This window comes from Streptomyces sp. NPDC004838, from assembly GCF_053600955.1.
This window is the reverse complement of the sequence record NZ_JBSGAW010000008.1, coordinates 132,271-155,556: the sequence shown is the minus strand read 5'-3', so window position 1 is coordinate 155,556 and position 23,286 is coordinate 132,271. Positions and strand designations below refer to the sequence as shown.

Annotated in this window: 21 protein-coding genes; 6 read left to right on the top strand and 15 right to left on the bottom strand. The window is 71.6% G+C overall.

The window, feature by feature from the left end; translation table 11 throughout:
• Window positions 1-82: 82 nt before the first annotated feature.
• From ACWEFL_RS11975 to deoC, 3 genes are read right to left on the bottom strand one after another with little or no spacing between them, the layout of a single operon-like run.
• Window positions 83-1,030, bottom strand: coding sequence for an aldehyde dehydrogenase family protein (locus ACWEFL_RS11975; RefSeq protein WP_451710660.1), 948 nt, complete (start codon window positions 1,028-1,030; stop codon window positions 83-85).
• On the bottom strand, window positions 1,023-2,465 hold the full coding sequence (locus tag ACWEFL_RS11970) for an aldehyde dehydrogenase family protein (RefSeq protein ID WP_451710658.1): 1,443 nt from the start codon (window positions 2,463-2,465) through the stop codon (window positions 1,023-1,025). The genes ACWEFL_RS11975 and ACWEFL_RS11970 overlap by 8 nt, the downstream gene beginning before the upstream one ends.
• Before the next feature lie 5 nt (window positions 2,466-2,470).
• Window positions 2,471-3,418 carry a deoxyribose-phosphate aldolase gene (gene deoC / locus ACWEFL_RS11965; protein WP_451710840.1) on the bottom strand — a complete coding sequence of 316 codons (948 nt, stop codon included), beginning with the start codon at window positions 3,416-3,418 and terminating at the stop codon, window positions 2,471-2,473.
• Window positions 3,419-3,634: 216 nt separating this feature from the next.
• Between deoC and ACWEFL_RS11960 the strand changes: the two genes are divergently transcribed.
• Entirely contained in the window at window positions 3,635-4,261 is a 627-nt protein-coding gene (locus tag ACWEFL_RS11960; RefSeq protein WP_451710656.1) for a PH domain-containing protein, read from the top strand.
• Between the two features lie 182 nt (window positions 4,262-4,443).
• Here the strand turns inward: ACWEFL_RS11960 and ACWEFL_RS11955 are convergent, their stop codons facing one another.
• The 3 genes from ACWEFL_RS11955 to ACWEFL_RS11945 all read right to left on the bottom strand — a co-directional run bounded on the left by ACWEFL_RS11955 (window position 4,444) and on the right by ACWEFL_RS11945 (window position 7,643).
• Complete coding sequence (locus tag ACWEFL_RS11955) at window positions 4,444-5,226, bottom strand: sporulation protein (RefSeq protein ID WP_451710654.1); 783 nt, start codon at window positions 5,224-5,226, stop codon at window positions 4,444-4,446.
• A 66-nt stretch (window positions 5,227-5,292) separates the two neighbouring features.
• Window positions 5,293-6,519, bottom strand: a complete 1,227-nt coding sequence (locus ACWEFL_RS11950) for a hypothetical protein (RefSeq protein WP_451710652.1) — start codon at window positions 6,517-6,519, stop codon at window positions 5,293-5,295.
• Window positions 6,520-6,818: 299 nt separating this feature from the next.
• Window positions 6,819-7,643, bottom strand: a complete 825-nt coding sequence (locus tag ACWEFL_RS11945; protein ID WP_451710650.1) for a TioE family transcriptional regulator — start codon at window positions 7,641-7,643, stop codon at window positions 6,819-6,821.
• 69 nt (window positions 7,644-7,712) lie between these two features.
• On the opposite strand from ACWEFL_RS11945, the gene ACWEFL_RS11940 reads away from it, so the two are divergent.
• Window positions 7,713-8,930, top strand: coding sequence for an erythromycin esterase family protein (locus ACWEFL_RS11940; protein ID WP_451710648.1), 1,218 nt, complete (start codon window positions 7,713-7,715; stop codon window positions 8,928-8,930).
• A gap of 98 nt (window positions 8,931-9,028) precedes the next feature.
• Here the strand turns inward: ACWEFL_RS11940 and ACWEFL_RS11935 are convergent, their stop codons facing one another.
• The 3 genes from ACWEFL_RS11935 to ACWEFL_RS11925 all read right to left on the bottom strand — a co-directional run bounded on the left by ACWEFL_RS11935 (window position 9,029) and on the right by ACWEFL_RS11925 (window position 12,279).
• Window positions 9,029-10,729 carry a phospho-sugar mutase gene (locus ACWEFL_RS11935; protein WP_451710646.1) on the bottom strand — a complete coding sequence of 567 codons (1,701 nt, stop codon included), beginning with the start codon at window positions 10,727-10,729 and terminating at the stop codon, window positions 9,029-9,031.
• Window positions 10,730-10,874: 145 nt separating this feature from the next.
• A complete protein-coding gene (locus ACWEFL_RS11930; RefSeq protein ID WP_451710839.1) occupies window positions 10,875-11,693 on the bottom strand; it encodes a purine-nucleoside phosphorylase in 819 nt (272 codons plus the stop codon).
• Between the two features lie 148 nt (window positions 11,694-11,841).
• On the bottom strand, window positions 11,842-12,279 hold the full coding sequence (locus tag ACWEFL_RS11925) for a gamma-glutamylcyclotransferase (RefSeq protein WP_451710644.1): 438 nt from the start codon (window positions 12,277-12,279) through the stop codon (window positions 11,842-11,844).
• A gap of 321 nt (window positions 12,280-12,600) precedes the next feature.
• On the opposite strand from ACWEFL_RS11925, the gene ACWEFL_RS11920 reads away from it, so the two are divergent.
• Together ACWEFL_RS11920 and ACWEFL_RS11915 are read left to right on the top strand one after the other, a co-directional pair.
• Window positions 12,601-14,040 (top strand): NAD(P)H-quinone dehydrogenase, encoded by a 1,440-nt coding sequence (locus ACWEFL_RS11920; protein ID WP_451710837.1) that lies wholly within the window; start codon window positions 12,601-12,603, stop codon window positions 14,038-14,040.
• 266 nt (window positions 14,041-14,306) lie between these two features.
• The gene (locus tag ACWEFL_RS11915; RefSeq protein WP_451710835.1) at window positions 14,307-15,245 is read left to right on the top strand and encodes a DeoR/GlpR family DNA-binding transcription regulator; all 939 of its coding nucleotides are present in this window, start codon (window positions 14,307-14,309) and stop codon (window positions 15,243-15,245) included.
• Between the two features lie 268 nt (window positions 15,246-15,513).
• Here the strand turns inward: ACWEFL_RS11915 and ACWEFL_RS11910 are convergent, their stop codons facing one another.
• Entirely contained in the window at window positions 15,514-16,104 is a 591-nt protein-coding gene (locus tag ACWEFL_RS11910) for a TetR/AcrR family transcriptional regulator (RefSeq protein ID WP_451710643.1), read from the bottom strand.
• 210 nt (window positions 16,105-16,314) lie between these two features.
• Complete coding sequence (locus tag ACWEFL_RS11905; protein WP_451710641.1) at window positions 16,315-18,069, bottom strand: acetyl/propionyl/methylcrotonyl-CoA carboxylase subunit alpha; 1,755 nt, start codon at window positions 18,067-18,069, stop codon at window positions 16,315-16,317.
• A 369-nt stretch (window positions 18,070-18,438) separates the two neighbouring features.
• Here ACWEFL_RS11905 and ACWEFL_RS11900 point away from each other — a divergent pair, with 369 nt between their 5' ends.
• A complete protein-coding gene (locus ACWEFL_RS11900; RefSeq protein WP_451710639.1) occupies window positions 18,439-18,939 on the top strand; it encodes a hypothetical protein in 501 nt (166 codons plus the stop codon).
• A gap of 59 nt (window positions 18,940-18,998) precedes the next feature.
• Here ACWEFL_RS11900 and ACWEFL_RS11895 read toward each other — a convergent pair whose 3' ends face one another.
• The 4 genes from ACWEFL_RS11895 to ACWEFL_RS11880 form a co-directional block, all read right to left on the bottom strand.
• Complete coding sequence (locus tag ACWEFL_RS11895; protein WP_451710637.1) at window positions 18,999-19,637, bottom strand: Maf family protein; 639 nt, start codon at window positions 19,635-19,637, stop codon at window positions 18,999-19,001.
• A gap of 20 nt (window positions 19,638-19,657) precedes the next feature.
• Window positions 19,658-19,786 (bottom strand): morphogenic membrane protein MmpB, encoded by a 129-nt coding sequence (gene mmpB, locus ACWEFL_RS11890; protein ID WP_451710635.1) that lies wholly within the window; start codon window positions 19,784-19,786, stop codon window positions 19,658-19,660.
• A gap of 182 nt (window positions 19,787-19,968) precedes the next feature.
• Window positions 19,969-20,175: an acyl-CoA carboxylase epsilon subunit gene (locus ACWEFL_RS11885; protein ID WP_451710633.1), complete on the bottom strand. Its 207-nt coding sequence runs from the start codon at window positions 20,173-20,175 to the stop codon at window positions 19,969-19,971.
• Between the two features lie 54 nt (window positions 20,176-20,229).
• Window positions 20,230-21,840 (bottom strand): acyl-CoA carboxylase subunit beta, encoded by a 1,611-nt coding sequence (locus ACWEFL_RS11880; RefSeq protein ID WP_451710632.1) that lies wholly within the window; start codon window positions 21,838-21,840, stop codon window positions 20,230-20,232.
• Window positions 21,841-21,974: 134 nt separating this feature from the next.
• Between ACWEFL_RS11880 and ACWEFL_RS11875 the strand changes: the two genes are divergently transcribed.
• On the top strand, window positions 21,975-22,847 hold the full coding sequence (locus ACWEFL_RS11875) for a biotin--[acetyl-CoA-carboxylase] ligase (protein ID WP_451710630.1): 873 nt from the start codon (window positions 21,975-21,977) through the stop codon (window positions 22,845-22,847).
• Window positions 22,848-23,286 lie beyond the last annotated feature (439 nt).

Below are 23,286 nucleotides of genomic sequence, written 5' to 3'. Positions count from 1 at the left end.
TCCTTCCCCTGTGACGTATGTGACGTAGCGACGGCAGGAGCCCCCGACGCCGACGGGCGACGGGGGCTCCTGGGCGGGGGCGTCAGTAGGACGAGCCCGCGGCGCCGAGCGCGCCCGTGGGGTGCCAGACCGTCTTCGTCTCCAGGAACGCCGTCATCCGGCGCGTGCCCGGATCGGCCGCGTAGTCGACGTCCACAGCCTGTGGACGCAGCACCCGCTTCATATTGTCGGCGGCGGCGATCTCCAGCTCCTTCGCCAGCGCGTCATCGGCTCCGGTGAGATCGATCGCGTTGACGTCCTGGTGCGCCGCGAGCGGCGCCGCGATCTCCGCCGTACCGCCGGACAGGATGTTGACCACGCCGCCCGGCAGGTCGGACGTCGCCAGCACCTCGCCGAGGGAGAGCGCCGGCAGCGGCGATCTCTCGCTGGCGACGACGACGGCCGTGTTGCCCGTCGCGATGACCGGGGCGATCACCGAGACCAGGCCCAGGAACGAGGACTCCTGGGGAGCGAGGACCGCCACGACTCCGGTCGGCTCGGGGGTGGAGAGGTTGAAGTAGGGGCCCGCCACCGGGTTCGCGCCGCCCACGACCTGGGCGATCTTGTCCGTCCAGCCCGCGTACCAGACCCAGCGGTCGATCGCCGCGTCCACCTGCGCCGCCGCCCTGGCCCTGGCCGCGTCCGGCTTCTTCCCCGAGGACCGGCCCTCCGCGTCCGCCACCTCGCGTACGAACTGCTCCCGGCGGCCCTCCAGCATCTCCGCGACCCGGTACAGGATCTGGCCCCTGTTGTACGCCGTCGCGCCCGACCAGCCGCCGAACGCCTTGCGGGCCGCGACCACCGCGTCCCGCGCGTCCTTGCGCGACGCGCGCGGCGCGTTGGCCAGCCACCTGCCCTTGCCCGCCGCGCCGGCGGCTGATGTCCCTGCGGTCACCTCGTACACCCGGCCGCTCTCGGAGCGGGGGAACTTGCCCCCGACGTACAGCTTGTAGGTCTTGAAGACGGTCAGTCGGGACGTGGTCTCAGACATTGAGGTATGCCTCCAGGCCGTGACGGCCGCCCTCGCGGCCGAACCCCGACTCCTTGTAGCCGCCGAACGGCGAGGTCGGATCGAACTTGTTGAACGTATTGGCCCAGACGACCCCCGCCCGGAGCCTGCTCGCGACGGCGAGCATGCGCGAGCCCTTCTCCGTCCAGATGCCCGCCGACAGGCCGTACTGGCTGTTGTTGGCCTTGGCGACCGCCTCGTCCGGGGTACGGAACGTCAGTACGGAGAGCACCGGGCCGAAGATCTCGTCCCGTGCGATCGTGTGCGCCTGGGTGACGTTGGTGAACAGAGTGGGGGCGAACCAGTAGCCGGAGGTGGGGAGTTCACAGGGGACGGACCAGCGCTCCGCCCCTTCCGCCTCGCCGGTCTCCGCCAGCCGGGTGATCCGGGCCAGCTGCTCGGCCGAGTTGATCGCGCCGATGTCCGTGTTCTTGTCGAGCGGGTCCCCGAGGCGGAGTGTGGCGAGCCTGCGCTTGAGGGCGTCGAGCAGCTCCTCCTGGATCGACTCCTGTACGAGGAGCCGGGAGCCCGCGCAGCAGACCTGGCCCTGGTTGAAGAAGATGCCCGTGACGATGCCCTCGACCGCCTGGTCGATGGGCGCGTCGTCGAACACGATGTTCGCGCCCTTGCCGCCCAGCTCCAGGGTGACCTTCTTCTCGGTGCCCGCGATCTGCCGGGCGATCGCCTTGCCGACGGCGGTCGAGCCGGTGAAGGCGACCTTGTCGACACCGGGGTGGCCGACGAGCGCCTCGCCGGTACGGCCGTCACCCGTGACGATGTTGACGACGCCCTTGGGGAGGCCCGCCTGGCGGCAGATGTCCGCGAAGAACAGGGCGCTGAGCGGGGTCGTCTCGGCGGGCTTGAGCACGACCGTGTTGCCGGTCGCCAGCGCCGGGGCGATCTTCCACGCCAGCATCAGCAGCGGGAAGTTCCACGGAATGACCTGGCCCGCGACGCCGAGTGGCCTCGGGTTGGGCCCGAAGCCCGCGTGGTCGAGCTTGTCCGCCCAGCCCGCGTAGTAGAAGAAGTGCGCCGCGACGAGCGGGAGGTCCGCGTCGCGGGTCTCCCGGATCGGCTTGCCGTTGTCGAGGGTTTCGAGGACCGCCAGCTCACGGCTGCGCTCCTGGATGATCCGGGCGATGCGGAAGAGATACTTCGCGCGCTCCGAGCCCGGCAGCGCCGACCACTTCTCGAACGCCTTCCGGGCGGCCCCGACCGCGCGGTCGACGTCCTCGGCGTTCGCCTGGACGTACTCGGCGAGCACCTCCTCGGTGGCCGGCGACACCGTCTTGTTGCGGTCCTCGCCGGAGCCCTCCGTGAACTCTCCGTCGATGAAGAGGCCGTACGAGGGCGCGATGTCGACGATCGCCCGGGACTCGGGGGCGGGGGCGTAGTCGAAGGAAGGGGGCGTGGTCATGGGGCTCAGTCCACCGTTACGTAGTCGGGGCCGGAGTAGCGGCCGGTCGCCAGCTTCTGGCGCTGCATCAGCAGATCGTTGAGCAGGCTGGAGGCGCCGAAGCGGAACCAGCGGTTGTCCAGCCAGTCCTCGCCCGCGGTCTCGTTGACGAGGACGAGGAACTTCACCGCGTCCTTGCTCGTACGGATGCCGCCCGCGGGCTTCACCCCCACCTGGACTCCGGTCCGCTCCCGGAAGTCGCGGACCGCCTCCAGCATGAGGAGCGTGTTCGCCGGGGTGGCGTTGACCGCGACCTTGCCCGTCGAGGTCTTGATGAAGTCCGCCCCCGCGAGCATGCCGAGCCAGCAGGCGCGGCGGATGTTGTCGTACGTGGAGAGTTCACCGGTCTCGAAGATGACCTTCAGACGGGCGGCGCCGGACGCTTCCTTGACGGCCAGGATCTCCTCGTACACCTTCAGATATCTGCCCGCGAGGAACGCGCCGCGGTCGATGACCATGTCGATCTCATCGGCTCCGGCGGCGACCGCGTCACGGGTGTCGGCGAGCTTCACGCCGAGCGCGGCCCGGCCCGCGGGAAAGGCGGTGGCGACGGACGCGACCTTGACGTCCGCGCCGTTCAGAGCGGCCTTGGCCGTGGCGACCATGTCCGGGTAGACGCACACCGCGGCGGTCGACGGCGCCGTACGGTCACTCGGATCGGGACGCACCGCCTTGGCGGCCAGCGACCGGACCTTGCCCGGTGTGTCCGCGCCTTCCAGTGTCGTCAGATCGATCATCGAGATGGCCAGGTCGATGGCGTACGCCTTGGCCGTGGTCTTGATCGACCTGGTTCCGAGCGAGGCGGCACGCGCTTCCAGCCCGACGGGATCGACGCCGGGCAGCCCATGAAGGAACCGGCGAAGGGCCTGGTCGGACGTGGTGACGTCGGCGAGAGCGGGGGCGATGCTGGGCATGGTCACCACCTGAGCATATCTACGCGCGTAGCGACCTGTACAGCCCCCCTCGGTCTTCCGCGCCCTTCGCTGCCTTCAGCCGCCTTCGGCTGTCCGGGAGGACATCAGGGCAGCCGAAGGCGGGGGGAAGGCGGCCGCCGCCGCCCCCGCACTGGATGTTTCGCCCGAGCCACTGCCGTACGCGCGCCCGTCGGCCCGTACGGCAGAATCGGACACATGAGCAAGCCCGAGTCCCCCGCAGAGACCACCTACGCCGACCGAGTGTTCCGGTCGCCCGCGGGCATGGCCGGCGGTGTTCTGCTGCTCGCGCTGGCCGTCTGGCTCGGCGGGGACGCCCTCATCCGGGGCAAGGGGCTGACGCCCTGGTTCGCCGTCGGCACGATTCTGCTCGCCGTTCCGCTCGTCGTCTCGTTCACCCTCCGGCCCGCCGTCTTCGTCAACGACGACCGGGTGAGGATCAGGAACCCGTTCCGGACGATCACACTCCCCTGGAGCGTCATCGAGGACGTGCGCGCGGGGTACTCGAGCGAGATCGTCACCAAGGACGGCGCGAAGTACCAGCTCTGGGCCGTCCCCGTGTCACTGCGGCAGCGCAAGCGGGCCAACCGCCAGCAGATGAAGATCGCACGGGACAAGGACCGCGGCCGGCCCCCGGCCCCCCATGTCCCCGAGACGCCGATGGCGCAGACCGACCGCACGATCGTCGAGCTGAGGGAGCTGGCCGAGCACAACGCGGGCCGCCCTTCCGCCCAGGGCGAGGCACAGGTGCGCTGGGCGTACGAGGTGGTCGCGCCGGCGGTCGCCGGGATCGTCCTCCTCGCGGTGCTGTTCGCGATCGGGTAGCGCGCGGTCCGGGAGCCGGGGCCCAGGAGCAGGGTGTCCGCCGCCGGGCGGGTTCCCGTGGGCTCACCGCTGCGGGGGCTCCCGCGCCGTCACCGGGGCTGGGACCCCGCCCGTACTGGCTGCCCGCACGGACCCGGCCGGGCCGGGACGCGCACCCCGCGGAGGACTTCGCGGGGCCGCGCTCAGTCGTCCTCGTCGTCCCTGGGGCCGAGCGCGCCGATCAACTCCCGGACCTTCGGGCCCCAGTCCGTCCGGCCGATCTCGTGGTGGGCCGCGGGGAACCGCAGGGCGCGCGGTTTGTCATCCCAGCTGTATGTGAGCGGCGCGGCCCGGCGGACGTAGACCATGGCGCCGACGGCGTTGACGAGGAAGACGACCTCCAGCTCCGGCGGGCGGCTCGGAGCGGACATGCGGTCGGAGAGGACGAAGACCTGGTGGTATCCCAGGTGCTGCTCGGCCCTGCGGATGTACGTGTCGCTCAGATGCGCCGACTCGCACAGGTACCCCTCCTCCGCGAAGGCGTTCAGAATCGCCTCGTGGATCGGCAGCGCGGGGACGTGCAGCAGGTCGAAGTCGCTCTCGGCGGTCTTGCCGTCGACCTCCACCGTCGTCCTCACCCCGAGTACGACCCCGAGGGCACGGCCCCCGAGTTCGGTCACCGGGGCCTCCCATCTCATCCGCTCCGAGAACGGCAGCCTCTGTTCCGAGCCCTTGGCCAGCTCGCGGTCGTTCAGCCAGGCGGCGGTGCTGGCGAACTCCCGCTCCCGCTCCGCGGAAGCACTGGTGCGGACGGTCCCGGAGACGGTCAGGCGGATGTAGTTGAAGCGCGCCTGCTGCCCGCCGCCCCGGACGTGGACCTCGCCCTTCAGTTTCCGGCCCGGCTGCCCCGACCCCGGTGTGATCCGGGTGTCGATCTCGACCGGTTCGGCGGGATCCCCGATCCCCAGCAGTCGTTTGAACACCACGTGAGCCTCCCCAGCCCGTGTTGATCAGACGGGCAGGCTAACAGCCGTGCCGCGGCATGGGAGCGGCTACGGCGGCCCCTGCCAGACCAGCAGCATGTACGCCCCCACCCACGCCGACATCAGCGTCCCCGCGGTCAGCAGCACCAGCACCGTCGCGGGCCGCCGAGCCCTCGCCAGCGCCACCGCCAGCGGCAGCAGCAGAGGGAAGCCGGGGAGCAGGAAGCGGGCTCGGGGAAAGTAGACGCCCTCGCTCCCGAGGACCACCAGCAGCAGTACCCCGGTGAAGACCAGCAGGGGGAGCGGCTGACGGTCCGTCCAGCAGAGCGCGTACAGGACGGTCGAGACGATCAGAACGGCGGAGACGATCAGCGGGAAGAGCTGGAGTTCGGTCGAGTAGACGAGCTGCTGGCGGAGTTCGAGGAGCGTCGCTTTTCCGCCGTCCCACTCGTTCTTCCACAGCCGCTGGACGGCGAAGTAGCCGTCCACCCGGCCCACCCGAACCCCCACCCACGCCACGAACGCCAGCCAGCCGAGGGGCGCGATCACCGCTCCGGCCACGGCCGCCCGGCGCTCCCGGCGGTCAGGGCCGGAGCGGTCGCGGGCGGGGCGGCAGGCCAGCAGCGCCCCCACGGTGACCGCCGCCGCGACCGCGATGCCCGTCGGCCGGGTCAGCCCCGCGAGACAGGCCAGAGCGCCCGCCCAGAGCCAGTGCCGGGCGAGTACCGCGTACAGCGCCCACGCGGTCAGCGCGGTGAACAGGGACTCCGTGTACCCCATCCACTGCACCACGGCGACGGGCAGCGCACCCCACAGGATCGTCAGCAAGGCACCGACCCACCGGCCGTGGAGCCGGTCGCCCACCGCGAAGACGCCCCACGCGGCGATGAAGGAGCAGACGACGGCGAGCGCCAGCCCGACGGAGGCCCGCGAGCCGGGAGTCAGCGCCGCGACGGCCTTCACCAGCATCGGATAGAGCGGGAAGAAGGCGAGGTTGTTGTCGTTGACGCGGGTGCCGAGAGCGTCGGCGTACCCGTCCTCGGCGATCCCGAGATACCACTGGGAGTCCCAGGACGCCGCCAGCGTCGCCCACAGCCCCTGGTCCTTGATGTGCGCCAGACGGGCGAGGAACAGCAGCCCGCACAGCCGCACCGCGAGATACGCGCCCAGCGCGGGAGCCGCGTGCCGCAGCGAGCGCAGAAGCCGCCCCCGTACGCCTGCCGGACGGACGCCCTTCGGGGTCGGCGGGCGGCGGGAGCCGGGGACGAAAGGGTGAACGGTCGCTGCGGGGGACAACGGCGGCTGCTCCTGGTGGCTCGGCTGGCGCTACCGGGCCACCATTGCCCGGACCATCTCGGCCGTGGGGCGTGCTGCCGCGATGCGGTACGAGAATCACCCGCAAGGGCTAAATACGCTCCCGTGGTCCCCGGTGGGGGTGCGGACGGCTTCGACGTCCACGACGCCTGCCCCTGTGCGTGCGGCACCGCGATCGACATGCTCGGCCGCTCGTTCCGGCTCCCGGCTCCGCCTGGCCGCCCGTGGCCCCTGCGTGATCCGGCCGCGGTCGGTGAAGGGCTCGGCCGGCGACGGAAGTCTCAACCGCGCTCGCGGAGGTACGCCTCCAGCTCCGCGGCCCCGGTCAGCATCGCCCGCCCGCGGGCGGACAGCCGACCGCGCCAGTCGCCCAGCGCGGCCTCCAGCGGCTCCAGCCCGCCCGCCGACCGCACCTGGGCGATCAGCGGGGCGATCTGCTCCAGCGGATAGCCGCCCCGCCTGAGCTGGTGGGCCAGCCGGGCGTCCCGTTCGTCGGCCTCGTCGTAGACGCGGTAGCCGGTGACCGGGTCGCGGCGCGGGCGCACCAGCCAGGCGCGCTCCCACTTGCGCAGCGTCGCGGGCCGGATCCCGAGGCTGTCCGCCAGCGGCCCGATGAAGGTGCCGCCGCCGGGCCCGGACACCGCGGCCGGCCCGGACCACACGCGGGACCCGGACACCGTGCGAGGCTCGGACCCCACGCGGGACCCGGGCGCCGTGCGGGACTCGGACCCCACGCCGGGCTCCAGGTCACGGAGGGCGCTCTCCACGGCCCGGAGCGTCCGCCGGTCGTCGAGGAGCTGGGCGTGGCTCTCGTCGATGAGGCGGAACGCCTCGTCGACCGCGCCCTGGTTCACGGCCCGCATGATCGACGTCGCCGTCCCGTGGCCGTGGCCGGGCACCAGGGCGAGAAACGCGCGCAGGGCCGCCGCGTGCAGCGAGGTGTAGGTGCGGTAGCCGTGGAGCGTGCGGCCGGCCGCGGGAAGGATGCCGGCCTCCTCGTAGTTCCTGATCGCCTGTGTGGACAGGCCGTGCCCGCGCGCCAGATCAACCGGCCTGAGTCGATCGCCCCGATCACCTCGATCACGGGTTTGAAGGTTTCGCCCCATGAGACCGACGATATCGCGGCGATACTGCGGCCAAGTTTCAACCGAAGGTTCAACGATAGCGTTGAAGGCATGGATGCTGACATCAAGGACACCGCCCATGCCGTCGAGGCCGGCGCCGTCATGAGGCTGCTCCCCGCCCGGCCGAGACTGCTCGCCGTGGGTGAGCCCACCCACGGCGAGGACGCTCTGCTCGACCTGCGCAACGAACTCTTCCGGCAGCTTGTCGAGCAGGAGGGCTACCGGACCATCGCGATCGAGAGCGACTGCATGACGGGCCTGGCCGTCGACGACTACGTCACCTCGGGCGCGGGCACCCTCGACGAGGTCGTGGAGCGGGGAATCAGCCACGGCTGGGGCGCGTCCGCGTCCAACCGTGAGCTCGTGCGCTGGATGCGCGCCTATAACGTCCGCGCCGACGACGAGGGCCGGCCCGCGTCCGAGCGGCTCCGCTTCGCCGGTTTCGACGGCCCGCTGGAGATCACCCACGCCGCGAGCCCCCGGCACGCCCTCACCGCGCTCCACGGCTACCTCGCGGCCCAGGTGGACGCGGACCTGCTCCCCTGCACCACGGACACACTCGACCGCCTCCTCGGCACCGACGACCGGTGGACCGACCCCGCCGCGATGACGGACCCGTCCCGGTCCACGGGGCAGTCGGCCGAAGCCGGCCGACTGCGACTGATCGCGGACGATCTGGTGGCACTGCTCGACCAGCAGACACCGCACCTGCTCGGGACGACCTCGTGGGACGACTGGGACCGGGCGCGCCTGTACGGGCGCACCGCGGTCGGCCTGCTGCGCTACCACCACTGGATGGCCGACACCTCACCGGCCCGCATGGCACGGCTGTGCGCGCTGCGGGGTCTGATGATGGCCGACAACCTCCATGCCGTCGCCGCTCGGGGCCCGGCACTCGTCCACGCCCACAACTCCCATCTCCAGCGGGAGAAGAGCACGATGCGGTTGTGGGAGGGGCTGGTGGAGTGGTGGGGCGCCGGTGCGCTGATGAGCGCCCGGCTCGGCGAGGAGTACGCCTTCGTGGCCACGGCCCTCGGCACGATCCGGCATCGGGGAGTGGACACCCCGCCGCCGGACACCGTCGAAGGACTCCTGTACGCGCTCCCGGAGGACCGCTGCGTCGTCGATGCCCGGCGGCTGGCCACCGCCCTCGCCGACACGCGGCCCGCGCCCCGCGTTTCCCCCTGGTTCGGCTACGCCCCGCTGGATCCGGCCCACCTGGCGAGCAGCGACGGCATCCTGTTCGTCAAGGACGTCCCGGAAAGCTGAGACTGTCCCGACTTTCCCGACCTCCCCGGCTGTCCCGACCTCCCCGGCTGTCCCGACCTCCCCGGCGGGCGTGTGACGACGGCTCGGCCGACGCCGGCTCAGATGCCCGCCGCCGCCGACAGATCGCGGGTGATCCCGGCGAGGACTTCCGCGGCCCGCCGCCGGGCCTCCGCCAGGCCGGCCGCGTCCGGGACCGGCACCACGACCTCCAGATAGCACTTCAGCTTGGGCTCGGTACCGCTCGGGCGCACGATCACCCGTGCCGTGAGCGCGCCGTCGAGGAAGTAGCGCAGCCCGTCCGTAGGGGGCAGCGCCGCCGTGCCCTCGGCGAGGTCCTCGGCGCGGGTGACGGTCAGCCCGGCCAGTTCGGTCGGGGGCCGCGACCGCAGCCTCGCCATCGCGGCCGTGATGACGCCCAGATCCTCGACCCGCACCGACAACTGGTCCGTCGCGTGCAGCCCGTGCTCGACGGCCAGATCGTCGAGGAGGCCGGTCAGCGTGCGGCCCTCCTCCTTGAGCACGGAGGCGAGTTCCGCGACGAGCAGCGCGGCCGTGATGCCGTCCTTGTCGCGGACGCCGTCGGGGTCGACGCAGTAGCCGAGGGCCTCCTCGTACCCGTACCGCAGACCGTCCACGCGGGCGATCCACTTGAACCCGGTCAGGGTCTCCGCGTACGGCAGCCCGGCCGCGTCCGCGATCCGGCCGAGGAGGGACGACGAGACGATGGACTCGGCGAAGGTACCCCTCGCGCCGGAACGGACCAGATGGGCGGCGAGCAGCGCGCCGACCTCGTCGCCCCGGAGCATGCGCCAGCCGGACGGCCCGGAGCCGGCCCCGGCCTCCGCTCCGGCCCCCGCCCCCGCCCCGGCCTCGGCTCCGGGTTCGGGGACCGCGACGGCGCAGCGGTCGGCGTCGGGGTCGTTCGCGATGACGATGTCGGGGTGGGCCTCGCGGGCGGTCGCGAAGGCGAGGTCCATCGCGTCCGGCTCCTCCGGGTTCGGGAACGCGACCGTGGGGAACGCCGGGTCGGGCTCCGCCTGTTCCCGTACGAGGACGGGAGCGGGGAAGCCCGCACGGGCGAAGGCGGCGACCAGCGTGTCCTTGCCGACACCGTGCATCGCCGTGTAGACGACCCGTGCCGTACGCGGCGAGCCCTCGGTGAGGACCGCGTCCGTACGGGCCAGATAGGCGTCCAGCACCTCGTCGCCGAGCGTGTCCCAGCCGGAGTCCGCGCGCGGCACGTCGTCCAGGCTCGCGATCGCGGCGATCTCGGCCGCGATCTCCGCGTCCGCGGGCGGCACGATCTGGCTGCCGTCGCCGAGGTAGACCTTGTAGCCGTTGTCCCGCGGCGGGTTGTGGCTGGCGGTGACCTCGACGCCCGCGACCGCGCCCAGATGCCTGATCGCGAAGGCGAGCACGGGCGTGGGCAGCGGGCGCGGCAGCACGGCGGCGCGCAGGCCCGCGGCGACCATCACGGCGGCGGTGTCCCGTGCGAAGTCGGCCGACTTGTAGCGGGCGTCATAGCCGATGACGACCAGTCCGTTCACCGCGCCCTGGCCGCGGAGGTACGCGGCGAGTCCGGCCGCGGCCCGGATCACCACCGCGCGGTTCATCCGCATGGGCCCGGCGCCCAGTTCCCCGCGCAGCCCGGCCGTACCGAACTGGAGGGTGCCGCTGAACCGCGCCGACAGTTCGGCCGTGTCCCGCGCCTTGATCAGCCCGGCCAGTTCCTCACGGGTGTCGGGGTCGGGATCCTCGGCGAGCCAGGCGCGGGCTCGGGCGATGAGGTCCTGCTGCACGGTGGGGCCGCCTCTCGTCGTACGTACGTCCGCGTGCGTGGGGTGGGGGATCCGTGACGGGTGCCGGTTGCCCGTACCGGTCGGGCGTCCGGTCGACGGTCCGGCCAGGTGTCCGGACCGGCCGGTGCGATGTCCCTGTCCCGGATCAGATACGGGCCAGCACGCTCGTCAGCAGCTCGCCCATCCGGGCGGCCGAGTCCCGGCCGGCCTGAAGGACCTCCTCGTGGTTGAGGGGTTCGCCCGACAGGCCCGCGGCGAGGTTGGTGACCAGGGAGATGCCGAGCACCTCAGCGCCCGCCTCGCGCGCGGCGATCGCCTCCAGCACCGTGGACATGCCCACGAGGTCCCCGCCCATCGCCCGCACCATGCCGATCTCGGCCGGCGTCTCGTAGTGGGGGCCGGTGAACTGCACGTACACGCCCTCCTCCAGTGAGGAGTCGACCTCCTTGCAGAGCGCGCGCAGCCGCGGCGAGTACAGGTCCGTCAGGTCGACGAAGTTCGCGCCGACGATCGGGGAGGCGGCGGTGAGATTGATGTGGTCGCTGATCAGGACCGGCTGTCCCGGACGCATCCCCTCGCGCAGACCGCCGCAGCCGTTGGTCAGGACGACGGTCTTGCAGCCCGCGGCCACCGCCGTCCGCACGCCATGGGCGACGGCGGCGACGCCACGGCCCTCGTAGTAGTGCGTACGTCCCAGGAAGACCAGGGTCCGCTTGTCGCCGGTGCGGTACGAGCGGATCTTGCCGCCGTGGCCCTCGACGGCGGGCGGCGGGAAGCCCGGCAGCTCGGTGACCGGGAACTCGGCCTCGGGGGCGCCGAGGGCGTCCACGGCCGGCGCCCAGCCGGAGCCCATCACCAGGGCCACGTCATGGGTCTCGGCGCCGGTCAGCTCCCGCAGTCGCGCGGCGGCGGAGTCCGCCAGGCCATGGGGGTCGGCGGCAGCGCCGTCGAGGTCCGGATTCACATGTGCGTTCACGCGAATGAGGGTAGCCGGTCATTCCCTACGCGCGTAGATGAATGGCCCACGGACCCGGGGATCGTTGTGGGGTCGTTTCCGGCGGACTCATGGGCGCGGACGCGGCGCGGGCATGGGGTCTTTCGTTCGCCCTGGGTCAGCAGGGGCGTTTGCGCAGCTCCATCACATAGTCGTGCGGCGCGCCGGCCGAGTCCGCCGCGTCGGCGATCTCGCCCAGATAGCGGGCCGAGGGCAGGCCGCCCTCGTATCCGTTCAGGACGTACAGCCAGGCCGGCTCCTCGCCGTCCAGCGTGTGGACGCGGACCCGCATCCGCCGGTAGACGTCCATGCCGACGCCCTCCCAGCGGTCCATCGAGTCCTCGTCCATGGGCGCGATGTCGTACAGCGCGACGAAGACCTGGGAGCGCGGCGCCTCCACGATCGTGGCCAGCGCGCCCTCCCAGCCCATCTGCTCGCCGCCGAAGGTCAGCCGCCAGCCGTTCAGCCAGCCCGTGCCGCGCAACGGGGAGTGCGGAGCGCGGCGCGTCATCAGCCGCGCGTCGAGGTTGCCGGCGTACGCGGCGTAGAGCGACATGGGATCGAGGGTACGGGAGGGGCATGGGTGAATGCCTTTCCCGACGTGTTGCCCAGGTGTTCCCCCGCGCTCCCGGTGTTCCCTCCCGCCGGGTCGCAGGGCTGTCCTCGGGAGGTCTTCGGGCGGTTCTCGGGAGGTCTTCGGGAGGTCTTCGGGCGGTCCTCCCGGCGGTTTCCAGTCGGTCTTCGGCGGGGGCGGGAGGCCGGAGGCCGGATGTGCCGACCCAGGGGCGGAGCGGGGCGGAGCGTGCGGGACAATGGGGTAGGTACTCCAGCCCAGCGGACCCCCACGGCAGCAACGAGAGCGCGAGGCGTGACCCCAGTGACCCGGATCGTGATCATCGGCGGCGGACCCGGCGGATACGAGGCGGCCCTGGTGGGCGCCCAACTCGGCGCGGAGGTGACCGTCGTCGACTGCGACGGCCTCGGCGGCGCATCCGTGCTGACGGACTGTGTGCCCTCGAAGACCCTCATCGCCACGGCCGAGGTGATGACCACCTTCGACTCTTCGTACGAAGAGCTCGGCATCATCGTCGCCGACGACACCCCGCCGCTCGAACAGGCCGCACGGGTGGTCGGCGTGGACCTCGGCAAGGTCAACCGCCGGGTGAAGCGGCTCGCCCTCGCCCAGTCCCACGACATCACCGCCTCCGTCACCCGCTCGGGGGCGAGGGTCCTGCGGGGCCGGGGACGGCTGGACGGCCGGCAGGCGGTGGACGGCTCCCGCAAGGTGATCGTGCGCGCCGCGGACGGCGGCGAGGAGGAGCTGATCGCCGACGCGGTCCTCATCGCCACCGGCGGGCACCCGCGGGAGATCCCCGACGCGCTCCCCGACGGGGAGCGCATTCTGAACTGGACCCAGGTCTACGACCTCGACGAGCTGCCCGAGGAACTGATCGTGGTCGGCTCCGGCGTCACCGGCGCGGAGTTCGCCGGCGCGTATCAGGCGCTGGGCTCACGGGTCACCCTCGTCTCCTCCCGCGACCGGGTGCTCCCCGGCGAGGACCCGGACGCGGCGGCGGTCCTGGAGGACGTCTTCCGCCGCCGTGGCATGAACGTCATGGCACGCTCCCGCGCCGAGTCCGCCAAACGCGTCGGCGACCGGGTGGAGGTCACCCTCGCGGACGGCCGGGTCATCTCCGGCACGCACTGTCTGATGGCGGTCGGCGCGATCCCGAACTCCGCGGGCATGGGCCTGGAGGACGCCGGCGTACGGGTCAAGGAGTCCGGCCACATCTGGACCGACAAGGTCTCCCGCACCAGCGCTCCGGGGGTGTACGCGGCCGGTGACGTCACCGGCGTCTTCGCCCTCGCCTCCGTCGCCGCCATGCAGGGCCGGATCGCGATGTACCACTTCCTCGGCGACGCGGTGCAGCCGCTGAATCTGAAGACCGTCTCGTCGAACGTCTTCACCGACCCCGAGATCGCGACCGTCGGCTACACCCAGGCGGACGTGGACTCGGGCCGGATCGACGCGCGCGTGGTGAAGCTGCCGCTGCTGCGCAATCCGCGCGCGAAGATGCAGGGCATCCGGGACGGCTTCGTGAAGCTCTTCTGCCGTCCGGGCACGGGGATCGTGGTCGGCGGCTGTGTCGTCGCGCCGCGTGCGAGCGAGCTGATCCATCCCATCTCGATCGCGGTCGACAACAATCTGACCGTGGAACAGATCGCAAATGCTTTCACCGTGTACCCCTCTCTGTCGGGGTCGATCGCCGAGGTGGCGCGGCAGTTGCATACGCGTAAGGCGGCCGGCGAGGGCTGATCACCGTACGGGGTGCGGATCAAACCGGGTGAAACCGGGCAAAACGAGGTGATGTAGAGCGCTTCGCACCCCAAATGATCAACTTCGAGTCAACCAATGGTCAAAGGTGGGCCGAACGTGCCCCGACTGTGGAACCTTCCATACCACCGGACGACGCTCGCCGGGCGCAAAACTTGTTAATCGGTGCATAGAGCTGAAAACCGTCGGCCAGTCAGGTTACTGTCAGTTCCGTGTTCGCTGCAGAACGTCGCCAATTGATCCTTGAAATGGTGCGCGCCAACGGAGCCGTGTCGCTCCGGGAGCTCGCCCGCGTCGTCCAGACCTCCGAAGTGACCGTACGTCGGGACGTGCGCGCGCTGGAGGCCGAAGGACTCCTCGACCGCCGACACGGCGGTGCGGTGCTGCCGGGTGGTTTCACCCGTGAATCCGGCTTCCCGCAGAAGTCCCTGTCCGCCACAGCGGAGAAGACGGCCATCGCCGATCTCGCCGCGAGCCTCGTCGACGAGGGCGAGGCGATCGTCGTCGGCGCGGGTACCACCACCCAGGAGCTGGCACGCAGGCTGGCCCGGATTCCGGGGCTGACCGTCGTCACCAACTCCCTGCTGGTCGCGCAGGCGCTGGCCCATGCCAACCGGGTCGAAGTCGTCATGACGGGCGGGACCCTGCGGGGCTCCAACTACGCGCTGGTGGGCAGCGGGGCGGAGCAGTCGCTGCAGGGTCTGAGGGTGTCACGGGCGTTCCTCTCGGGGAGCGGGCTCACCGCCGAGCGCGGGCTGTCCACGTCCAACATGCTCGCCGCGAGCGTGGACCGGGCGCTGGTGCAGGCGGCGGCGGAGGTGGTGGTCCTCGCGGACCACACCAAGCTCGGCGCCGACACGATGTTCCAGACCGTGCCGACGGATGTCATCACCCGGCTGGTCACGGACGAGCCGCCGTCGCACGACGACCGGGCGGCGACGGAGCTTCAGGCCCTCGCCGACCAGGGCGTCCAGATCGCGGTGGCCGGTACGGGGCCCGGCTCGGCCGACCCCGAGACGCCGCCGGGCCGCCAGCCCCGCCGAGAGGTGCCCCTTCCGGGCCAGCGCCGGACCCGTGGCGGCGCCGGACCCACCCGCCTCACCGGGACGAGCCTCGAGCGCGACATGCTCGGCGGAGGCGGCGGGCTGGAACGGGGCGCGAGGGTCGCGGATCTGCGGCGGCGCTGAGGTACGGCGGCCGGGGCAGCCGGTCCCGTACGCCTTGCCGGTCCCGTACGCCTCAGCGGTCCGTACGCCGGCGTCGGCGGTACGGTCTCGTACGCTCACGGCGGTCCGGTCGTCTCCGGCGGTGCGCTTTCCGGCGGACGAACGGACCACCGACCCGGCTCCGGCGGAGGCGTCCTGATGGCCGCGCCGGTCCGGCGCTCTTCGGCCGAGGCCGCGAAGGTGCTCCGTCGGCGTCGTCACCTGTCGCCGTACGCCCGCGACCGGGGCGTCACGCGGGATCCGGCCGCAGCCCCCGCAGCGTCAGCGCGAGCAGCCGACCCGGCAGTTCCGGATCGTCCGGGCTCTGTTCGGCGGCCAGGGCGATGGCGTTGGTGAGCTGCATGAGGTCACCGATGGAGGCGTCGGCGCGTACGGATCCGGACCGCTGCGCACGGGCGAGGAGTCGCTCACCGGCCTCGGAGAGCGGGACACAGCAGGCGGAGAGCGCCGAACTCCGGTCGTGGGACGCGGACATGAGGGCGCGGGAGAGGCCGCGGTACTCCCCGGCGCACGCGATGAGCGTACGCAGCCACTCCGCGAGGGCCTCGCCGGGGTGATCCGCCTCCGCCAGTTCGCCGGAGCGGTCGATGAGCGTGGTCAGCGTCTCCTGGAAGACCGCGTTCAGCATGGCGTGGCGGTTGGGGAAGTGCCGGTACAGCGTCCCGATGCCGACCCCCGAGCGGCGCGCGATCTCCTCCAGGGACGCGTCCGTGCCGCGCTCGGCGAAGACGGCACGCGCCTCGGCGACGAGTCGCTGGTGGTTGCGGCGCGCGTCGGCCCGTTGGGGCTTTGTCGAGCCGGCTGCCGTACTGGTCGCCATCGAGCCGTTCTCCCTCGGTTCCGCCGGACTCCAGGATGCCATCGACGGGGCGGCGGTGAGGGCCCGTGCGTACGACAGAAGCGGACTCCGTGCGCATGCTCCGTACACGCGATGTGGGGCCCGGCGGTTCGAGCGACGCGCTCGAACCGCCGGGCCCCACACCCGGCGCGGATCAGCCCTGGACCACGGTCCCTGAGCCTCGGTCCAGCGTCAGTCCTTGATCTCGCAGATCGTCGCGCCGGAGGAGATCGACGCTCCGACCTCCGCGTTCAGACCCTTCACCGTGCCGGAGCGGTGGGCGTTGAGGGGCTGCTCCATCTTCATCGCCTCCAGGACGACGACGAGGTCGCCCTCCTTGACCTCCTGGCCCTCCTCCACGGCGACCTTCACGATCGTGCCCTGCATCGGGGAGGCGAGGGCGTCGCCGGACGCGGCGGACGTGGACTTCTTGGCGGCGCGGCGCTTGGGCTTGGCGCCCGCGGCCAGGCCGGTACGGGCCAGGCTCATGCCCAGCGAGACCGGGAGGGAGACTTCGAGTCGTTTGCCGCCGACCTCGACGACGACGGTCTCACGGCCGGGCTCCTCGTCGGTGTCGGTGTCGGCGGTCGCGGAGAACGCCGGGATCTCGTTGACGAACTCCGTCTCGATCCAGCGGGTGTGGACCCGGAACGGGTCACTGGTGAACGCGGGGTCGGCGACGACCGCCCGGTGGAACGGGATCGCCGTGGCCATCCCCTCGACCCGGAACTCGTCCAGCGCGCGGGCCGCCCGCTGGAGCGCCTGCTCCCGCGTCGCACCCGTCACGATCAGCTTCGCCAGCAGCGAGTCCCACGCCGGACCGATCACACTGCCCGACTCCACCCCGGTGTCCAGCCGCACACCCGGCCCCGACGGAGCGTTGAACACGCTCACCGTGCCCGGCGCGGGCAGGAAGCCGCGGCCCGGGTCCTCACCGTTGATCCGGAACTCGAACGAGTGCCCGCGCACCGCCGGGTCCCCGTAGCCCAGCTCCTCGCCGTCCGCGATCCGGAACATTTCCCGGACCAGGTCGATCCCCGTGACCTCCTCGGTCACCGGGTGCTCGACCTGCAGCCGCGTGTTGACCTCCAGGAAGGAGACCGTGCCGTCCGCGCCCACCAGGAACTCCACCGTCCCCGCGCCGACGTACCCGGCCTCCTTGAGGATGGCCTTGGACGCCGCGTACAGCTCCGCGTTCTGCTCCGGGGTCAGGAACGGCGCCGGGGCCTCCTCCACCAGCTTCTGGTGGCGGCGCTGCAGCGAGCAGTCACGCGTGGAGACGACCACCACATTGCCGTGCGTATCGGCCAGGCACTGGGTCTCCACATGCCGCGGATTGTCGAGGTAGCGCTCGACGAAGCACTCGCCGCGGCCGAAGGCGGCGACCGCCTCGCGGACCGCCGACTCGTACAGCTCGGGCACCTCCTCCAGCGTCCGCGCGACCTTCAGGCCCCGCCCGCCGCCGCCGAACGCGGCCTTGATCGCGATCGGCAGCCCGTGCTCCTTCGCGAACGCCACCACCTCGTCCGCACCCGAGACCGGGTCCGGCGTCCCCGCCACCAGCGGCGCACCCGCCCGCTGCGCGATATGACGGGCGGCGACCTTGTCACCCAGATCCCGGATCGCGGCGGGCGGCGGCCCGATCCACGTCAGCCCGGCGTCCAGCACCGCCTGAGCGAACTCCGCGTTCTCCGAGAGGAACCCGTAACCGGGATGAATGGCGTCCGCACCCGCGTCCGCCGCCGCCTGGAGCACCTTGCCCATGTCCAGATAGCTGGCCGCCGGAGTGTCACCGCCCAGCGCGAACGCTTCATCGGCCGCCCGGACATGCAGAGCGTCCCGGTCCGGATCCGCGTAAACCGCCACACTCACGATCCCGGCATCCCGGCACGCCCGGGCAACGCGGACAGCGATCTCGCCCCGATTGGCGATGAGCACCTTGCGCACGATGGCTCCCTCCTTGAAACAAGCTGAGTTTAGGGACTGCCGACACGGCCGTTGGACCCGTCCCCTATGGTGAACTTGCCCATACGGAGCGTGATTCGAGGCTCGCTCGAGTCGCGAAATCCCTTGTCGCACCACGGTACGACGGGTTTCCTCCTCGCACAGTAATCCTCCTGTGTGGCACAGGTCTCTGTCCGGGGGCCCAGCCGCCGAACCCCTTTCTTTGTGGAGTCCCTACGAATGGGCGAATGAATCTCTGCCGCGGAGCCGAGCGTGCCGGGAGTGCGGCAGGGCTCTTGTCGTGAGGTTTACCGGTGAGTAGCGTTTTGCTGTCCTGGTACGTACTTCCGGTAACAGAGGGTTGGGGGCACCATGGCGCGCAGACCGGTGGCCGTCGTGGCGGCGATGGTGCTGTTGGCGGAAGCCGTGGGAATCGTGGTGATCAACGGCATCCTCGCCCGGTTCGTGGAGGGGCAGTCCATGTCGCTGGACGGCCTCGATCCCGATGCGATGGTGATCGGCACCTGGGCGCTGGGCGTGGGCGGCGGTCTGTTTCTCGGGGCGTGCGCGGTGGTGTGCCTGGCGGCGGGCGTACGGGACCGGACGCCCGGCGGCTTCGCCCGCGTCCTGCTGACGGCGGCGGCGGTGCTGCACGGGCTGCTGGGGGCCGTGGCCGTGGGGCTCCTCGGGTGGACGGCCTTCGCGTTCATGATGGCGGTGCTGGGGCTGATCGTGCTGGTGCTGCTGTCGTACGGGAAGCGCGGGCCGGACGCCCGGACGAACGCCCGTACGGACGCACGGCCCGGCATCCGGATGGACGCACGGCCGGAGGACACTCCTCCGCCGGTGACCGACGGCATGGCTCCGGCCTGACCGCCGGCCGCCCTGACCGCCGTCGGCCGCCCGAACCGCGCGCCGTCCTACGTCCGGCCCTATGCCTCGTCCGGCGTCCCGTCCCGCGTCCAGAGGTCCGTGATCGAGTAGCCCAGCTCGGCCAGCAGCTCGCGCAGCAGCGGCAGCGAGAGGCCGATGACATTGCCGTGGTCGCCCTCGATGCCGTCGATGAACGGAGCCGAGAGGCCGTCCAGCGTGAACGCGCCCGCCACGTGAAGCGGTTCACCGCTGGCCACGTACGCGGCGATCTCGGCGTCCGACGGTTCGCCGAAGCGGACCGTCGTGGAGGCGGTCCCGGAGGCGATGCGGCCGGTCGCGGTGTCGGTGACGCAGTGGCCGGTCAGCAGGGCGCCCGCGCGTCCGCGCATGGCCTTCCAGCGGGCCGTGGCCTCCTCCGCGTCGGCGGGCTTGCCCAGCGCTTCGCCGTCCAGGTCCAGCACCGAGTCACAGCCGACGACCAGCGCGCCCGCACCGCCCGCGACCTCGGGCAGAGCGGCCACGACCGCCGCCTTGGCCTCGGCGAGCACCAAGGCGAGTTCGGCGGGGGTGGGGGCGCTCAGGGCGTCCTCGTCGACACCGCTGACGATCACTTCGGGCGCGAACCCGGCATGACGCAACAGGCCGAGACGCGCGGGAGAAGCGGATGCGAGGACAAGGCGGGGGGCTCGGACGGTCATGTCGCCATGTTAGGCGTCGCTCATCGCAAGCTCACCACAATCATCCCGAGCACCATGGCCAACGCGAGCACAAGGCCCGCGCGACGCATCATCGCCTGCGTCTCGCGCACTTCCTCGGAAGGCTCATCCTTCGGGTCGGACCACAGCATGCTCCGATCCTGCTGCCGGCAGGTGGGGTTCCGCTTGAGTACGGGTACTCAAGCCCGGCCCGGACGGGAGTGACCCGCGCCTCCTTACATGACGACCGGTCATGTAAGGAGAGGCGCACCACGAGAAACCGCCGTCACCCGCCGGTCCCCTGACCGGACCGGCGGGTGACGGCGGTTTCTCGTCAGACGGGCCAGTAGGTGCGCGCCCACGCCCTCGGGCCCGGCAGCGGCCGGCTGCTGCGCACGATCCGCGCCGGATCAGCCCACTGCTCCGGCGGCGGTGCCGCCCCCTCCGCCTGGGAGGCCGTCGCCGAAGCGCGGGCCCTGACCACCGCCAGCGCGGCGGCCAGCTCCTCCGGGGTGGGGTTTCCTCGTACGATTCTGATCATCGTGACGTCCTTTCATCGTGACGTCCTTCGGGCTTCCGGGAGGCTCTGGAGGACCTACAGAGGGATGTTGCCGTGCTTCTTCGGCGGCAGGTTCTCCCGCTTCGTCCGCAGCTGGCGCAGCCCCCGCACGACGTGGCTCCGGGTGTCCGACGGCATGATCACCGCGTCGATGTAGCCGCGCTCCGCCGCCGTGTACGGGTTGAGCAGCGCGTCCTCGTACTCCTGGATGAGCTGCGCGCGGGCCGCTTCCTGAGCCGCCTCGTCGCCCGCTTCGGCGATCGTGCGGCGGTGCAGGATGTTCACCGCTCCCTGGGCGCCCATGACCGCGATCTGCGAGGTCGGCCAGGCGAGATTGAGGTCGGCTCCCAGGTGCTTGGAGCCCATGACGTCGTACGCGCCGCCGAACGCCTTGCGGGTGATGACGGTGATGAGCGGGACCGTCGCCTCGGCGTACGCGTAGATCAGCTTCGCACCGCGACGGATGATGCCGCCGTACTCCTGGTCGACACCCGGCAGGAAGCCGGGGACGTCGACGAAGGTGAGCACGGGGATGTTGAAGGCGTCACAGGTGCGGACGAAGCGCGCCGCCTTCTCCGAGGCGTTGATGTCCAGACAGCCCGCGAACTGCATCGGCTGGTTGGCGACGATGCCCACCGGGAAGCCCTCGACCCGTCCGAAGCCGGTGAGGATGTTCGGCGCGAAGAGGGCCTGCGTCTCCAGGAACTCGCCGTCGTCCAGCACATGTTCGATGACCGTGTGCATGTCGTACGGCTGGTTGGCGCTGTCCGGGATGAGGACGTCCAGCTCGCGGTCCTCGTCGCTCTGCGCGAGGTCGGCCTCCTCGGGGAAGGCGGGCGCCTCGGAGAGGTTGTTCGACGGGAGGTAGGACAGCAGGGACTTGACGTACTCGATGGCGTCCTTCTCGTCGCCCGCCATGTGGTGCGCCACCCCGGAGGTGGTGTTGTGCGTACGGGCTCCGCCCAGCGCCTCGAAGCCGACGTCCTCGCCGGTGACCGTCTTGATGACGTCCGGGCCGGTGATGAACATGTGCGACGTCTGGTCGACCATGACCGTGAAGTCGGTGATCGCGGGGGAGTAGACCGCGCCGCCCGCACACGGCCCGACGATCAGGGAGATCTGCGGGATGACGCCGGAGGCGTGGGTGTTGCGCCGGAAGATCTCGCCGTACATCCCGAGCGCGCTGACGCCCTCCTGGATGCGCGCGCCGCCGGAGTCGTTGATGCCGATGACCGGGCAGCCCGTCTTCAGCGCGAAGTCCATCACCTTGATGATCTTCTGGCCGTAGACCTCGCCGAGCGCGCCGCCGAAGACCGTGAAGTCCTGCGAGAAGACGGCGACCGGGCGGCCGTCGACCGTGCCGTAGCCGGTGACCACACCGTCTCCGTACGGGCGGGTCTTCTCCAGACCGAAATTGGTGGAGCGGTGCCGGGCGAATTCGTCCAGCTCCACGAACGAGCCCTCGTCCAGCAGCAGGTCGACCCGCTCGCGGGCGGTGAGCTTGCCCTTGGCGTGCTGCTTCTCCACCGCGCGCGCGGAGCCGGCGTGCGTGGCCTCCTCGACACGCCGCCGAAGGTCAGCGATCTTGCCGGCGGTCGTGTGACCGCTGGGGTTGTCGGAGAGGGCGAACTGTTCCGGGTCGGACATCGGGATACGGCTCCCTGCCTGGTCACGGGGGGTGATGGTGGTGTGGTGGTCGTTGCCATTGGCTACTGTTTCGTAGCGTATCGGCGGCGATCGGGATCGGCAGTGCGGCGTTTACCACACCTAACCTGGCTTGCATGAAGCCTCAGAATGCGCCCGGTGATCCGGGCGGAAGCCGCTGGTCCGACCTGGAGAGGCCGCCGCTGGACGCCTCCGCGCTCCGTCATGCGCTGCTGCGGGCCGGCGGGCTGTGGACCTCCCTCGACATCGTCCCCTCGACCGGATCCACCAACTCCGATCTCGCCGCCAGGGCCCGTGAGGGCCTCGCGGAGGGGGCCGTGCTCGTCGCCGAGGAGCAGACGGCCGGACGAGGGCGGCTGGACCGCGCCTGGACCGCGCCGCCGCGTTCCGGGATCTTCGTCTCCGTATTCCTGCGGCCGGGACCCGAGGTGCCGGTGGAGCGGTGGGGGTGGCTGCCGCTGCTCGCCGGAGTGGCCGCCGCGACCGGGCTCAGCCGGGCCGCCGGTGTCGATATGTCCCTCAAATGGCCTAATGACCTGCTGGTGAGCGTCGGCGGTGAGGAGCGCAAGACCGGCGGCATCCTCGCGGAGAGTGCGGGCGGCGACGGGGTCGTGCTCGGGATCGGCGTCAATGTCAGTCTCCACGCCGATGAGCTACCCGTTCCGAAGGCCGGATCCCTCGGGCTGGCGAACGCGGTCTCCACCGACCGCGACACCCTGCTGAAGGGCGTGCTGCGCTCGCTGGAGCACTGGTACGGAGAGTGGCGCGCGGCGGGCGGCGACCCGGCGCTCTCGCGGGTGCAGGAGGCGTACGCGGCGGGGTGCGCGACCCTGGGCCGTACCGTGCGGGCCCAGCTGCCGGGCGATCGCTCGGTGACCGGCGAGGCGGTGGCGCTGGACGGGGACGGGCGGCTGGTCCTGGCCCTGCCCTCCGGGAAGCGGCAGACCGTCGGCGCGGGCGACATCGTGCATCTGCGGGCGGTCGGCTGACCCCCGTCGGCCGCCGGATGACCCGTAACGGCCACTGGGACGTGAGCTAGGGCACACCTGCCGTATCGTTGAGGCGATCGAGCGACAGATCGGCAGGGCAGTTGCGCAGGGAACGGGCAGGAGGCGGCTGGTGACCGTCGACGACACCACTTCCGGCGCGGGCGAGTCCGGTGGGTCCGCCCCGTCGCCGGGTCCATCCGACTCATCCGCCGGGAGCGGCGGGTCCGGTTCCGGTACGGGCGCGGGGCCGGGTGCGGGTGCGGGTGCGGGTGCCTCCGGCGGTTCGGGCGGTTTGGGCACTGCCGGGGGCTCGGCCTACGGGGTCGGTGGGGCTTCTGGCGCCGGTGGGCCTGGCGGGTCTGGCGGGTCTGGCGGGTTTTCTGGGGCCGGTGGGGCTTCCGGCTCTGGTGGGGCTTCGGGGGCTGGTGGGGCTTCCGGT

What these genes read in the sequence shown, in the direction of transcription:
- ACWEFL_RS11975 (WP_451710660.1), bottom strand. Translation starts at nt 1,030, where the DNA reads ATGTCTGAGACCACGTCCCGACTGACCGTCTTCAAGACCTACAAGCTG.
- ACWEFL_RS11970 (WP_451710658.1), bottom strand. Translation starts at nt 2,465, where the DNA reads ATGACCACGCCCCCTTCCTTCGACTACGCCCCCGCCCCCGAGTCCCGG.
- deoC (WP_451710840.1), bottom strand. Translation starts at nt 3,418, where the DNA reads ATGCCCAGCATCGCCCCCGCTCTCGCCGACGTCACCACGTCCGACCAG.
- ACWEFL_RS11960 (WP_451710656.1), top strand. Translation starts at nt 3,635, where the DNA reads ATGAGCAAGCCCGAGTCCCCCGCAGAGACCACCTACGCCGACCGAGTG.
- ACWEFL_RS11945 (WP_451710650.1), bottom strand. Translation starts at nt 7,643, where the DNA reads ATGGGGCGAAACCTTCAAACCCGTGATCGAGGTGATCGGGGCGATCGA.
- ACWEFL_RS11940 (WP_451710648.1), top strand. Translation starts at nt 7,713, where the DNA reads ATGGATGCTGACATCAAGGACACCGCCCATGCCGTCGAGGCCGGCGCC.
- ACWEFL_RS11925 (WP_451710644.1), bottom strand. Translation starts at nt 12,279, where the DNA reads ATGTCGCTCTACGCCGCGTACGCCGGCAACCTCGACGCGCGGCTGATG.
- ACWEFL_RS11915 (WP_451710835.1), top strand. Translation starts at nt 14,307, where the DNA reads ATGGTGCGCGCCAACGGAGCCGTGTCGCTCCGGGAGCTCGCCCGCGTC.
- ACWEFL_RS11910 (WP_451710643.1), bottom strand. Translation starts at nt 16,104, where the DNA reads ATGGCGACCAGTACGGCAGCCGGCTCGACAAAGCCCCAACGGGCCGAC.
- ACWEFL_RS11900 (WP_451710639.1), top strand. Translation starts at nt 18,439, where the DNA reads ATGGCGCGCAGACCGGTGGCCGTCGTGGCGGCGATGGTGCTGTTGGCG.
- ACWEFL_RS11895 (WP_451710637.1), bottom strand. Translation starts at nt 19,637, where the DNA reads ATGACCGTCCGAGCCCCCCGCCTTGTCCTCGCATCCGCTTCTCCCGCG.
- mmpB (WP_451710635.1), bottom strand. Translation starts at nt 19,786, where the DNA reads ATGCTGTGGTCCGACCCGAAGGATGAGCCTTCCGAGGAAGTGCGCGAG.
- ACWEFL_RS11885 (WP_451710633.1), bottom strand. Translation starts at nt 20,175, where the DNA reads ATGATCAGAATCGTACGAGGAAACCCCACCCCGGAGGAGCTGGCCGCC.
- ACWEFL_RS11880 (WP_451710632.1), bottom strand. Translation starts at nt 21,840, where the DNA reads ATGTCCGACCCGGAACAGTTCGCCCTCTCCGACAACCCCAGCGGTCAC.
- ACWEFL_RS11875 (WP_451710630.1), top strand. Translation starts at nt 21,975, where the DNA reads ATGAAGCCTCAGAATGCGCCCGGTGATCCGGGCGGAAGCCGCTGGTCC.